Source organism: Pseudomonas sp. BN606, assembly GCF_029873115.1.
Classification (GTDB): domain Bacteria; phylum Pseudomonadota; class Gammaproteobacteria; order Pseudomonadales; family Pseudomonadaceae; genus Metapseudomonas.
This window is the reverse complement of the sequence record NZ_SSOF01000079.1, coordinates 274,280-287,278: the sequence shown is the minus strand read 5'-3', so window position 1 is coordinate 287,278 and position 12,999 is coordinate 274,280. Positions and strand designations below refer to the sequence as shown.

The 12,999-nt window shown below is 62.4% G+C and carries 13 protein-coding genes; 7 read left to right on the top strand and 6 right to left on the bottom strand.

The annotated features are described in order from the left end of the window. Positions 1-17: 17 nt before the first annotated feature. The 5 genes from E8E75_RS22525 to pdxJ are packed head-to-tail and all read left to right on the top strand — an operon-like array spanning position 18 to position 3,422. Positions 18-395 (top strand): DUF4845 domain-containing protein, encoded by a 378-nt coding sequence (locus tag E8E75_RS22525; RefSeq protein ID WP_120652496.1) that lies wholly within the window; start codon positions 18-20, stop codon positions 393-395. Continuing rightward, a complete protein-coding gene (rnc, locus tag E8E75_RS22520; RefSeq protein ID WP_077527417.1) occupies positions 392-1,081 on the top strand; it encodes a ribonuclease III in 690 nt (229 codons plus the stop codon). The genes E8E75_RS22525 and rnc overlap by 4 nt, the downstream gene beginning before the upstream one ends. Continuing rightward, positions 1,074-1,976 carry a GTPase Era gene (gene era / locus E8E75_RS22515; protein WP_153917032.1) on the top strand — a complete coding sequence of 301 codons (903 nt, stop codon included), beginning with the start codon at positions 1,074-1,076 and terminating at the stop codon, positions 1,974-1,976. Before rnc ends, era begins: the two co-directional genes overlap by 8 nt. An 8-nt stretch (positions 1,977-1,984) precedes the next feature. Continuing rightward, positions 1,985-2,683, top strand: a complete 699-nt coding sequence (gene recO / locus E8E75_RS22510; RefSeq protein ID WP_120652494.1) for a DNA repair protein RecO — start codon at positions 1,985-1,987, stop codon at positions 2,681-2,683. Continuing rightward, positions 2,676-3,422: a pyridoxine 5'-phosphate synthase gene (pdxJ, locus tag E8E75_RS22505; RefSeq protein WP_120652493.1), complete on the top strand. Its 747-nt coding sequence runs from the start codon at positions 2,676-2,678 to the stop codon at positions 3,420-3,422. The genes recO and pdxJ overlap by 8 nt, the downstream gene beginning before the upstream one ends. A gap of 149 nt (positions 3,423-3,571) precedes the next feature. Here the strand turns inward: pdxJ and cmoB are convergent, their stop codons facing one another. From cmoB to lon, 6 genes are all read right to left on the bottom strand, one after another. Continuing rightward, positions 3,572-4,540: a tRNA 5-methoxyuridine(34)/uridine 5-oxyacetic acid(34) synthase CmoB gene (cmoB, locus tag E8E75_RS22500; protein ID WP_120652492.1), complete on the bottom strand. Its 969-nt coding sequence runs from the start codon at positions 4,538-4,540 to the stop codon at positions 3,572-3,574. Further along, positions 4,537-5,280, bottom strand: a complete 744-nt coding sequence (gene cmoA, locus E8E75_RS22495; protein WP_120652490.1) for a carboxy-S-adenosyl-L-methionine synthase CmoA — start codon at positions 5,278-5,280, stop codon at positions 4,537-4,539. The genes cmoB and cmoA overlap by 4 nt, the downstream gene beginning before the upstream one ends. Before the next feature lie 65 nt (positions 5,281-5,345). Beyond that, entirely contained in the window at positions 5,346-5,918 is a 573-nt protein-coding gene (locus tag E8E75_RS22490; RefSeq protein ID WP_120652489.1) for a hypothetical protein, read from the bottom strand. 26 nt (positions 5,919-5,944) lie between these two features. Further along, positions 5,945-6,634 carry a lysoplasmalogenase gene (locus E8E75_RS22485; RefSeq protein ID WP_120652487.1) on the bottom strand — a complete coding sequence of 230 codons (690 nt, stop codon included), beginning with the start codon at positions 6,632-6,634 and terminating at the stop codon, positions 5,945-5,947. 91 nt (positions 6,635-6,725) lie between these two features. Further along, on the bottom strand, positions 6,726-7,130 hold the full coding sequence (locus E8E75_RS22480; protein ID WP_120652485.1) for a protease inhibitor I42 family protein: 405 nt from the start codon (positions 7,128-7,130) through the stop codon (positions 6,726-6,728). A gap of 170 nt (positions 7,131-7,300) precedes the next feature. Further along, a complete protein-coding gene (gene lon / locus E8E75_RS22475) occupies positions 7,301-9,700 on the bottom strand; it encodes an endopeptidase La (protein ID WP_153917030.1) in 2,400 nt (799 codons plus the stop codon). A gap of 147 nt (positions 9,701-9,847) precedes the next feature. On the opposite strand from lon, the gene E8E75_RS22470 reads away from it, so the two are divergent. Then, positions 9,848-10,600, top strand: coding sequence for an AraC family transcriptional regulator (locus E8E75_RS22470; RefSeq protein ID WP_120652481.1), 753 nt, complete (start codon positions 9,848-9,850; stop codon positions 10,598-10,600). Positions 10,601-11,344: 744 nt separating this feature from the next. Next, positions 11,345-12,838, top strand: a complete 1,494-nt coding sequence (gene putP / locus E8E75_RS22465) for a sodium/proline symporter PutP (protein WP_120652479.1) — start codon at positions 11,345-11,347, stop codon at positions 12,836-12,838. Positions 12,839-12,999: the final 161 nt, after the last annotated feature.

Genomic DNA, 12,999 nt, shown 5'->3' with positions numbered 1-12,999 from the left:
AGACATTGAGGTCGATCATGACGTTCGCGCGTAAGCAGAAGGGTATGTCGGTTATGGGCTGGCTGCTGGTCCTGGCCGTAGTGGCTTTCCTGGCCAGCACCGCTTTCAAGGTCATCCCGCATTACCTGGATTTCTTCTCCCTGGAGAAGATCATCACCTCGGTGGAAACCGAGAAAGCCCTGGAAATCAGGACTATTCCCGACTTCTATAGCCATGTGTCCAAAGGCATGCAGGTCAACGGCATCCGAGACCTGGACCTGGACAAGGCGTTGAAGGTGACCCTGGAAAACAACGAGTTCCAGGCACACCTGAAGTATGAAAAACGCGAACCCCTGGTCGAGAACCTCGATCTGGTGGTGCGCTTCGACAAAGAATTCCGTGTGCGAGCCCAGTGAGCGTATCCCTCAGTCGTCTCGAGCGTAAGCTCGGCTATACCTTCAAGGACCAGAGTCTGATGACTCTGGCCCTGACCCACCGCAGTTTTGCGGGGCGCAACAACGAACGCCTCGAATTCCTCGGCGACGCCATTCTCAATTTCGTCGCTGGCGAGGCGCTGTTCGAACGCTTCCCCCAGGCCCGCGAGGGCCAGCTGTCGCGTTTGCGCGCACGGTTGGTGAAGGGCGAGACCCTGGCGCTTCTTGCTCGTGGTTTCGAACTGGGCGAGTACCTGCGCTTGGGTTCGGGCGAACTGAAGAGCGGCGGATTTCGCCGTGAGTCGATCCTCGCCGATGCACTGGAAGCACTGATCGGCGCCATCTACCTGGATTCCGGAATGGAGGCCGCGCGTGAGCGCGTACTCGCCTGGCTGACCAATGAACTGGAAGGCCTGACCCTGGTAGATACCAACAAGGATCCCAAGACCCGCCTGCAGGAATTCCTGCAATCGCGAGCCTGCGAACTGCCACGTTATGAAGTGGTGGATATCCAGGGTGAACCGCACTGCCGAACCTTTTTCGTCGAGTGCCAGGTCACCCTGCTGAATGACAAGACCCAGGGCCAGGGCGCCAGCCGCCGTATCGCCGAACAGGTGGCTGCGGCCGCCGCCCTGGTCGCCCTCGGCGTGGAGAATGGCAATGACTGATATCGATCCCCCCCGCTGCGGCTATGTCGCCATCGTCGGCCGCCCCAATGTGGGCAAGTCCACGCTGCTCAACCACATCCTCGGGCAGAAGTTGGCGATCACTTCGCGCAAGCCCCAGACCACCCGCCACAACATGCTGGGTATCAAGACCGAGGGTAGTGTCCAGGCGATCTACGTCGACACCCCCGGCCTGCACAAGAAGAGCGACAAGGCGCTGAACCGCTACATGAACCGCAGCGCCTCGGCGGCGTTGAAGGACGTGGACGTGGTCGTCTTCGTTGTCGACCGTGACCGCTGGACCGAAGAGGACCAGTTGGTACTGGAACGAGTGCAGTATGTGCAGGGCCCGGTTCTGCTCGCCGTGAACAAGACCGACCGCATGGACGAGAAGGGTGACCTGATCCCGCACCTGTCCTGGCTCCAGGAACAGCTGCCGAATGCCGAACTGGTGCCGATCTCTGCTCTCCAGGGCCACAACCTGGATACCCTGGAGCGTCTGGTGGCCGAGCGTCTGCCGGAGGGCGACCACTTCTTCCCGGAAGACCAGATCACTGATCGCAGCAGTCGCTTCCTTGCCGCAGAGCTCGTTCGCGAGAAGATCATGCGCCAGCTGGGCGCCGAGCTGCCCTACCAGATCACCGTGGAAATCGAAGAGTTCAAGCAGGAAGGCCATGTCCTGCATATCCACGCCCTGATTCTCGTCGAGCGCGATGGCCAGAAAAAGATCATCATCGGCGACGGTGGTGAGCGCATCAAACGCATCGGCCAGGATGCCCGCAAGGACATGGAAACCATGTTCGACTCCAAGGTCATGCTCAACCTCTGGGTGAAAGTGAAGGGCGGCTGGTCCGACGACGAGCGTGCCCTGCGTTCCCTGGGCTACAACGACCTCTGAGCCTCTCCATGATCAGTGCGGCGCTACCGGCATTCGTCCTGCACAGCAGGGCCTATCGGGAAAGCAGCGCGCTGGTCGACTTCTTTACGCCCGAAGGCCGTCTGCGCGCCGTACTTCGCGGTGCCCGCGGCAAGGCCGGTACCTTGGCGAGGCCATTCTTGCCGCTGGAAGCCGAGTTTCGTGGTCGGGGCGAGCTGAAGAACGTTGGCCGACTGGAGAGCGCCGGCATCCCTAACCTGCTGGCCGGCGAGGCGCTGTTCAGTGGCCTCTACCTCAACGAGCTGCTGGTTCGCCTGTTGCCGGCCGAAGACCCGCAGCCGGCGCTTTTCGAGCACTACGCCGTTACCGTCCAGGCGCTGGCCGCCAACCGTCCGCTGGAACCTCTATTGCGCGCATTCGAATGGCGTCTGCTGGACGAGCTGGGCTATGGTTTTGCCCTGGATTCGGACCTCGCCGGGCAACCCATCGCGCCAGAAGGCATCTACCGCCTACTGCCGGATGCCGGACTGGAACCGGTGGGGCAGTTGCAACCCGGCCTGTTCCAGGGCCGCGAACTCCTTGCGCTGGCTGAAGCCGACTGGAGCGCCCCAGGCGCCCTCGGTGCGGCCAAGCGCTTGATGCGCCAGGCCCTGGCACCTCATCTGGGCGGCCGGCCGCTGGTCAGCCGCGAGCTATTCATGACGATCAAGGAACCTCCCCGTGACTGAAGCCAACCGCGTACTTCTGGGCGTAAACATCGACCACGTCGCAACCCTTCGCCAGGCCCGTGGTACCCGTTACCCGGACCCGGTGAAGGCAGCGCTGGACGCTGAAGAGGCTGGCGCCGACGGCATCACCGTGCACCTGCGTGAAGACCGCCGTCACATCCAGGAGCGCGATGTGCGCCTGCTCAAGGAAGTTCTGCAGACCCGCATGAACTTCGAGATGGGGGTGACCGAAGAAATGATGGCCTTCGCCGAAGAGATTCGTCCCGAGCATGTCTGCCTGGTGCCGGAGACGCGTCAGGAACTGACCACTGAAGGTGGCCTCGACGTTGCAGGCCAGGAGGCACGCATCAAGGCTGCGGTAGAGCGCCTGGCCAAAATTGGCAGTGAGGTTTCGCTGTTCATCGACGCCGATCCGCAGCAGATCGAGGCGGCCCACCGTGTTGGCGCCCCGGCCATCGAGTTGCATACCGGCCGCTATGCCGACGCCCATAATCCGGAAGAAGCCGCTCGCGAACTGCAGCGCATCCAGGAAGGCGTGGCGCTGGGCCTCAGGCTCGGTCTTATCGTCAATGCTGGCCACGGCCTGCATTACCACAATGTCGAGCCGGTTGCGGCCATTCCTGGAATCAACGAATTGAACATCGGCCACGCCCTAGTGGCCCACGCGCTGTTCGTTGGCTTCAAGCAGGCGGTGGTCGAGATGAAGCAACTGATCGTTTCGGCCGCCCCCAAACGATAAAAGGCGTCTCCGGAAGCCGGGCCGGCGGTCTGCTCGGCGCATGAACTCGCCCCCACAGGATTGCGTTTCTGTGGGGGCGAATTGTTTCAGCCGCATCGTTTGGGAGAGGCTTCAATCGCAAACGATTTCTTTCCCACACATCGAGAGCGTCAAGGCTTGCGCGCGATCAGTACGGCGCGTGCGGGTGCCGGCAGGCCTTCGATGGTGCGGCTATGGTCAGCAGGGTCGAGGAACTCGGGCAGCGACTGGAAACGCATCCAGTCGGTACTGCGCTGTTCTTCCACGCTGGTGTAGCTGACATCCACGCAGCGGACATCCACGTAGCCCGCGCGGCGCAGCCACAATTCCAGCGCCGGTACCGACGGCAGGAACCAGACGTTGCGCATCTGCGCGTAGCGGTCCTCGGGCACCAGCACTTGCTGGGCGTCACCTTCCACCACCAGGGTTTCCAGCACCAGCTCGCCATTCCTGCGCAAGCAGTCCTTGAGGTCGAACAAGTGGTCGATGGGCGAGCGGCGATGGTAGAGCACGCCCATGGAAAACACGGTGTCGAAACCTTCCAGCTTCGGCGGCAGGTCTTCGAGCGCCAGGGGCAGGTGCCAGGCAGGGAGCTCTGGGAGAAAGCGCTTCATGGCGAGGAATTGGCAGAAGAACAACCAGTTCGGATCGATACCCACTACGCTGTCGGCGCCGGCACCCAACATGCGCCACTGGTAGTAGCCGTTGCCACAGCCGACATCCAGCACGCGGCGCCCGCGCAGGTCCAGATGGGGCGCTACCCGTGACCACTTCCAGTCTGAACGCCACTCGGTATCGACGTGTACGCCGAATAGTTCGAACGGGCCTTTACGCCATGGAATCAGTCCCTGCAACGCGGACTTCAGTGCGGCGCGAGTCGCTTCGTCACAGGGGCCGTCGAGCAGGAAGCGCTGCGCCAGCTCCACCTGCTGTGGCTGTAGTGGCGGTAGTGCGTTGACCGCAGCGCCCCAGCGTTCAAGGTCGCCGTGGCCAACCGCCAGCCTGGCATCGAGTTGTGCGGGCAGGTCGGCTGCCCAATCCTGCAGGGGAGTGCCCGCCAGCTTTTGCTGCAGGGCATCGAGGTCCAGCGTACGAATCATGGCAGGGCGATCAGCGAGGCGAAGTTGAGGCACTGGAACCAGGGCACGACCTTGGAAAACCCGGCGGCCAGCAGGCGCTCGCGGTGTTCTTCCAGGCTGTCCGGGTGCATGACATTTTCCAGCGCGCTGCGCTTCTGGGCGATTTCCAGCTCGCTGTAGCCGTTGGCACGTTTGAAGGCGATATGCAGTTCGGTGAGCAGTTGGTGCTCTTCGGTGTCTTCGAAGCGCAGCTTCTCGGAGAGGATCAACGCACCACCCGGAAGCAGCGCCTTGCGGATGCGGCTGAGGAGTTCGATGCGGTGCTCGCGGGGTACGAACTGCAGGGTGAAGTTCATCGCCACCAGTGAACAGGGCTGGAAATCCAGGGCAAGGATATCGGCCTCGACCACATCGACCGGCAGCAACTCCTGGAACATGGCGTCCTGGGCGTGCAGGTATTCGCGGCAGCGTTCCACCATGGCGCTGGAGTTATCCACAGCGATGACCTTGCACCCGTCGGTCTTCACGTGGCGGCGCAGCGCCTGGGTCACTGCACCGAGGGAACTGCCCAGGTCATAGAGCGGAGTGCCGGGCTTGGCGAACTGCGCCGCCAGCACACCAATGTTCTCGACGATGGTGGGGTAACCCGGTACCGAGCGCTTGATCATGTCCGGGAAGACCCGGACCACGTCCTCGTTAAAGGCGAAGTCGGCGACTTGGGCCTGGGGATTGGCGTAGATGCGATCGGGACGTTCGGTCACGGGCCGGTACCAGCAATGGAAAAGGCCGGCATTCTAACGAACTGTGCGGCGCGGCCAAACCACCCTCACTTCAGCTGATCGGAAAAGAACTCGCCCGCGCCTTGCAAGGGGCCCAGCGGATTGCGCTTGACTTCATGCCGGCGGATGTTCGGCTCGCCATTGCTCACCTTGTGCACCAGCGTGTCATCCACCAGCACGAACACCGCACGGAAGATCCAGCCCTGCAACTCCCGATTCTTGCGGAAGTTGAATACGTCTGCCCAGAAGCTGCCGACTCGCTGGGTATCCGTCTTGGTGAACTCGAACGCGTAGCCGATGCAGCGATCCTTGGCTTCCAGGCACTTCATCAGGCCTTCAGGCAAGTAGTCGATGGGCACGTTCGGCTGGACGAACATCAGGCGCACATCGATGAAGGAAAGCATCTTGCCATTGCCCTGGATCAGCGGATCGAAGCCCAGGGAAAACAGCTCGGGGCGTGTTGTCTTGCCCGGTACGGCCTGCGAATAACGGATCTCTGCATCGGTGTAGTCCCTGAATGGCGACAGGACTTCGGCTCGCTCGCTGGGCAGCAGGCTACCGCAGCCTGCGAGAAGAACCGCACAGCAAAGCAGGCTCCACAGTCGTACCAGGCTGCCCATCACACGCTCCCTATTTGAGTGTCCGCCTATTTGCTATAGCCGATTTCCGGGGAGGGTGCCGATGGAATTTTCGAGGATGGTATCTCGTTGGAAAATGCCGCAGCGGAGGCCGCGATTCCGAGCTGGCCCAGCCAGTAGCTGAGAATGATGAAGTAGCTCGCGCCGTCGAATGGCGAGACGAAACGGTTGATGCCGATGAGGCTGTCGGAGAGTACGAATAGTGCTGCGCCACCTGCCGCCAGCACTGCCGACCTGCGGTCGAGTTCTGCACCCAGGCGGGCCAGGGCACGCCAGAGCATGGCGCTGATGGCGATGGCGTAGCAGGCCACCGGAAGGAGCAGGGCGCCCAGGCCGCCAGAGGCGAGCAGTGCGAAGATGCCGCCTCCGCAGCCTGCCGCTACCAGCAGGGCGAGGGGCGCCAGTCGGCGGCTTTGCTGTAGGTAGGCGCACAGGTAGGCGAGGTGGGCGAGCAGGAAGGCGCCAAGACCGAAGACGAACAGGTCGGCGGGCCATTCCAGCAACATGTCACCGAGAAGGGACAGGAGCAGGCCGATACTGATCCAGCGGCGATACGGCCCGGCCGGAGCACGGCGCAACCAAAGCAGCAGAGCGACGATAGGGACCGGTTTGCTGACCAGGCACAACCAGTCCAGTTCAAGTGCTACACCGACGAGGAAGGACAGCGCCCCGGCCAGTCCGAAGATCAAGGTTCCCATGAATGCTCCTGCGAATCCGTCAGAGCAGCACTATGGAAAGGCAGCACGGCGCTCGCCAGGCGGCGGACGCCATTGGTGCAGTCATTTGGCGCTATTTGACGCTGATCTGGCAGTCGAAGGATTCGGCCGGCGCCACGTCGGTCTCCCAGGGGCGCTGGTAATCCAGGCGGAGGCGGCCCTCGCCGGGCTGGCTGGCCTTGAATCGCCAGGTGGATTGCCCGGCGCTTCCAACCAGGCCCGCGTCTTCGGGTGTCGAATAGACCTCCGGGCCGAGGCTTTGCAGCACGTTGGCGGCTGCGTCGCGGACTACCCAGCGAAAGCCGGTGGTGGGATTGCTGGGCAGGGTCAACACCAGCGGTTGGCCCTGGCTGAGTGACAGTGGGCAATCATCCTGCTGGTCCTGGAGTACTACCGGGCCGGTCTTCTGTTGGGCGCAGGCGGTGAGCAGGAGGAGTCCCAGGGGTAACAGCAGGCGAGGGGAGGGAACGAAGGACATCGGCGGCTCCGTCGGTCAAGGGCGGGGCCAGCATAACGGCTGACTTCGCCCTTGCGTAGGCTCCGAGAAGAAATCTTGGGGAAGGGACGCGGCTTCCCCTGGCTTGGAGAAGCCTGCGGGAGCGAATTCAATCGCGAATGAATTCGCTCCCGCGGACCGGACGCACAGCCTCAGTCGAACAGCACCTTCGCCACGTCCCCGAAGCGTCTGGCGAAGTGCACCGTCAGGCCGTCCTTTAGGTAATCCGGCAGCTCTTCGAAGGCACCGCGGTTGGCTTCGGGCAGGATCAGCTCGAAGATCTTCTGCCGGCGCGCGGCAATGACTTTCTCGCGGACTCCGCCGATGGGCAGCACCTGGCCGGTGAGCGTCAGCTCGCCGGTCATGGCCACGCCTTTCTTCGGCGCCTGGTTGCGCGCCAGAGAGAGCAGGGCGCTGGCCATGGTGATACCGGCGCTGGGGCCATCCTTGGGTGTGGCGCCTTCCGGCACGTGGAGGTGGACGAACGCCTGGTCGAAGAACGTCGGGTCGCCGCCATAGCGTTTCAGGTGCGAGCTGATGTAGCTGTGGGCGATCTCGGCCGATTCCTTCATGACGTCGCCTAACTGGCCGGTGAGCTTGAAGCCCCGGTTCAGCGTGTGAATGCGCGTCGCTTCGATGGGCAGGGTGGCACCGCCCAGGCTCGTCCAGGCCAGGCCGGTGATCACGCCGATACCCGTCAGCAGCTGTTCCCTGCGGAACGGCGGCAGGCCGAGGAAGCTTTCCAGATCCTTTTGCCCGACCTTGATCCTCGCCTCGGGCTCCTCCAGCAGTCGCACCACGGATTTGCGAATGATCTTGCCCAGCTGCTTCTCCAACTGGCGTACGCCGGCCTCTCGCGCATAGCCGTCGATCACGGAGGTCAGGGCGCCGTCAGTGATCGACAGGCGATCCTTCGGCACGCCGGTACGTTCCAGCAGGCGTGGCCAGAGATGGCGCTTGGCGATGGCATGCTTCTCTTCGGTGATGTAGCCGGAGAGGCGAATAGTCTCCATACGGTCCAGCAGCGGGCCGGGGATGGAGTCCATGGTGTTGGCCGTGCAGACGAACAACACTTTGGACAGGTCCAGGCGCAGGTCCAGGTAGTGGTCGAGGAATTCGACGTTCTGCTCCGGGTCGAGTGTCTCCAGCAGCGCTGAAGCCGGGTCGCCCTGGTAGCTGGCACCGAGCTTGTCGATCTCATCGAGCATGATGACCGGGTTCATCACCTCCACTTCCTTTAGCGCCTGCACCAACTTGCCGGGCAGGGCGCCAATGTAAGTGCGGCGATGGCCCTTGATTTCGGCCTCATCTCGCATGCCGCCGACGCTGAAACGGTAGAAGGGGCGACCCAGCGATTCGGCGATGGACTTGCCAATGCTGGTCTTGCCCACGCCGGGCGGGCCGACCAGCAGCACAATGGAACCCGAGATTTCACCTTTGAAGGCACCTACGGCGAGAAATTCGAGGATGCGGTTTTTCACGTCGTCGAGCCCAGCGTGGTGCTTGTCCAGCACCCTGCGGGCGTGCTTGAGATCGAGCCTGTCCGCCCCATAGACGCCCCAGGGCACCGACGTAGACCAGTCCAGGTAGTTGCGGGTGACTGCGTATTCCGGCGATCCGGTTTCCAGGATCGACAGCTTGTTCAGTTCATCGTCGATGCGCTTCTTCGCCTGTTCCGGCAGCACCTTGCCTTCCAGGCGCTGGGTGAACTGCTCGCTGTCGGCACTGCGGTCATCCTTGGTGATGCCCAGCTCCTGCTGGATCAGCTTGAGCTGCTCCTTGAGGAAGAACTCGCGCTGGTGCTGGCCGATCTTGCGATTCACCTCGGCGGACAGTTCGCTTTGCAGTCGCGCCATTTCCACTTCCTTGCGCAGCAGCGGCAGCACCTTCTCCATGCGCTTGAGGATGGGCACTGTGTCCAGCACTTCCTGCAGTTCACGGGCGGGCGCCGTAGTCAGTGCGGCGGCGAAGTCCGTCAGAGGCGACGGGTCGTTCGGGCTGAAGCGGTTGAGGTAATTCTTCAATTCCTCGCTGTACAGCGGGTTGAGCGGCAGCAGTTCCTTGATCGCATTGATCAGCGCCATGCCGTAGGCCTTCACTTCATCGCGAGGGTCCTGCGGGCTCTGTGGATAATCGACTTCCACCAGATAGGGCGGGCGATGGCGCTTGAGCCAGCCGCGGATGCGCACGCGCGATAGCCCCTGGGCCACGAACTGCAGCTTGCCGCCTTCGCGGCTGGCGTGATGTACGCGCACCAGGGTTCCGTGTTCCGGCAGGGTGCTGGGGTCGAAATGACGTGGATCTTCCGGCGGGTTTTCCATGAAGAACAGCGCCAGGCAGTGATGATCTGTCTTGGATACCAGTTCGAGGGTTTCCGCCCAGGGTTCTTCGTTGACGATTACCGGCAGTACCTGGGCCGGGAAGAACGGTCGGTTGTGGATGGGGATGATGTAGACCTTGTCCGGCAGGGTCTGGCCAGGCAGTACCAGGCCTGTCCGCTGGCTGGAAGTGGCTTCTTCGACGATGTCGGCGTTGATGTCCTGATCGCTCATGGGGGCACCTGGCTATTGGCTTACCCAGGCTAGATGGGGCAAGGCGATGGCCTTTTCAACCACCCAAAGCCACGGCCTTCTGCCGTGCGGCGCTGTGCAACCCCGGTTGCACCAGCTAGAATGCGCAAATTTTGATCAAATCGCACCATGCTCGAAGCCCGCCTCCTGCGCCTGGACGATCAGGCCCATCACCACGCCCACGACCACCACCAGTTGGTGATGTCCCTTGCCGGTCGCGCCGAGTTCGAGGTGGACGGCCGCGGTGGCGAGGTCTGCCGGATGCGTGCCTGCCTGGTGCCGGGAGATGCCGGGCACGGGTTTGCAGGTGTGGGCGAGAACCGCATGCTCATCCTCGATCTGGATGAGCACGGCACTTCGGCCGAAGACCTCGAGTTGCTTGGGCGCCTTTTCGAGACGCCGCGTTATCCGGAACTGGATGCGGACTTCCAGAACCTCCTGAGCTATGCCGGCGCGGAGCTGGCGCGTTACGGCAGCGATCCGCTGCTGGCTCGCTCCCTGGGCGGCCTTCTTTTGCGTGCGCTGTACCTGCGCCTGTTCGGGGATGTGCAGCGTCGCCCGGCGGGGAGTCTCGATATCGAGCGTCTGGACGACTTTATCCAGGGCAATCTGTCGCGACGGATCAGCGTGGCGGAACTGGCCCAGGTCGCCTGCCTGAGTCCGAGTCATTTCCATGCCCAGTTCAAGGACAACCTGGGCCTGACGCCCCACCAGTACCTGCTGAAAACCCGTCTCGATCGCGCCGCACGTCTGTTGCGCGAAAGCGAACAACCCCTGGTGCGGATCGCCGAAGAGTGCGGCTTCTCCAGCCAGAGTGCGTTGACCACCGCCATGCGCCGCTACCTGGGGCTCACGCCCAAGAGACTGCGCGGCGGCAAGTAGCTCCCTCCTGTCGCGGCGGTCGCATTCATCCGAGCCCGCCATCGATCAGTTTTTCACCGGTTAGCTGCCAAGAGTTGCACCCTTGCCAGGGTGGGCTCTGTCAGGTTGTACCTTTTGGGCAACCCATTGTTTCGTGTGGACATTGGTGAAATTCGCAGGATGTCCTATTCATGGGCTTGCAGACAGGTTGCACCTTTTGGCGGAAAGTTCCCTGAATCAGAGGATCTGGCAAAGGAATCAGAGAATCCTAAAAGAAAGGCGCAGTGCCATATCTCTAAATTCCGCACTCGCCTTGCGGCTGCCCAGAGCTCGAAGCGTTCTTGCGGGCTGGAGAGGTTGTACTAGACCGAAGTAGTAGCGAATCCAGAGAGGAGGGCGTGATGTCGAAAGCGATTCACGCCTACTCGAGCGGAGCCAGGCATTCCCTTGCTCCTGCTTACCTTTGGCTGCTCGTGGCCAGTCGGCCCAGTCCTTTCGCCGGCCGCCCTTTGAGCGGCCATTGCGAGGCAACCAGGCGTTACCACTGATTCGCATGGTGGACCGAGCCTCCAGAGGCACGGTGCGCTGTCGCATTGGCAGGGCCGGACGCCCTGTGATGATTGCCCGATCGGGATTACCTCGGCCCCATGGCTGGCGTGGTCGGGAAGCAAACCGGTAGCCGTCACAAGTGGCCGCCAAATACCAACCACGGAAGCGGACTACCCGCCGCCTCCGAATAAAAACAATCGAGCAGGGGAGACCCCCATGAGTATGAGCAACCCGATGCTGATCACTTTCGTGATCTATATCGCGGCCATGGTGCTGATCGGCTTTGCCGCCTATCGCTCCACCAACAACCTTTCCGACTACATCCTCGGTGGCCGCAGCCTCGGTAGCTTCGTTACCGCACTGTCCGCCGGCGCCTCCGACATGAGTGGCTGGCTGCTGATGGGCCTGCCGGGTGCCGTCTACCTCTCCGGTCTCTCCGAAAGCTGGATCGCCATTGGCCTGATCATCGGCGCCTACCTCAACTGGCTGCTGGTTGCCGGCCGTCTGCGCGTGCAGACCGAACACAACGGCAACGCCCTGACCCTGCCGGATTACTTCACCAACCGCTTCGAAGACAACAGCCGCATCCTGCGCATCTTCTCCGCCGTGGTGATCCTGGTGTTCTTCACCATCTACTGCGCCTCTGGCGTTGTCGCCGGTGCCCGCCTGTTCGAGAGCACCTTCGGCATTTCCTACGAAACCGCCCTGTGGGCCGGTGCAGCCGCGACCATCTGCTACACCTTCGTCGGTGGCTTCCTGGCTGTGAGCTGGACTGACACTGTGCAGGCCAGCCTGATGATCTTCGCCCTGATCCTCACCCCGATCATCGTGATGATTGCCACCGGCGGCATGGACACCACCTTCGCTGCCATCGAGATGAAAGATGCCGCCCACTTCGACATGCTCAAGGGTGCCAGCTTCGTCGGCGTGATCTCCCTGCTGGCATGGGGCCTGGGCTACTTCGGTCAGCCGCACATCCTGGCGCGCTTCATGGCTGCTGACTCCGTCAAGTCCATCCCGAATGCCCGCCGCATCTCCATGGCCTGGATGATCTTCTGCCTGGCCGGCGCCGTGGCCGTGGGCTTCTTTGGTATCGCCTACTTCTCCGCTCATCCGGACCAGGCTGGTGCCGTTACTGCCAACCACGAGCGCGTGTTCATCGAGCTGGCCAAGATCCTCTTCAACCCGTGGGTCGCTGGCGTGCTGCTGTCCGCTATCCTGGCTGCCGTGATGTCCACCCTGAGCTGCCAGCTGCTGGTGTGCTCCAGTGCCCTGACCGAAGACTTCTACAAGGCCTTCTTCCGCAAGAACGCCAGCCAGACCGAGCTGGTGTGGGTAGGTCGTGCCATGGTGCTGCTGGTGGCTGTGATCGCTATCGCCATCGCCGCTGACCCGGAAAGCAAGGTGCTGGGCCTGGTGTCCTATGCCTGGGCTGGCTTCGGCGCTGCCTTCGGTCCGGTAGTGATCCTGTCCCTGGTCTGGAAGGGCATGACCCGTAACGGCGCTCTGGCCGGTATGATCCTGGGTGCTGTGACCGTTGTCCTGTGGAAGAACTTCTTCGGCTGGACCGGTCTGTACGAAATCGTTCCGGGCTTCATCCTCTGCACCCTCGGCATCCTGATCTTCAGCCGCATCGGCAACGCCCCGTCTGCCGCGATGATCAAGCGCTTCGACGAAGCCGAGAAGGAATACCAGGACGCCCACGTCTGACACTGTGCGGCACGCGGCCGGTCGTCCGTGTGTCGTGCTCCGGGTTGATCCCGGGCTCTCACCAACGACCCGATAGTGCTTCACCGGCCCATGTCCCTGGATATGGGCCGGTTTTTTTTGCCCGTGGAAAGGTGAGGGCGCTCCTGGTCGGCTCGTTCGCC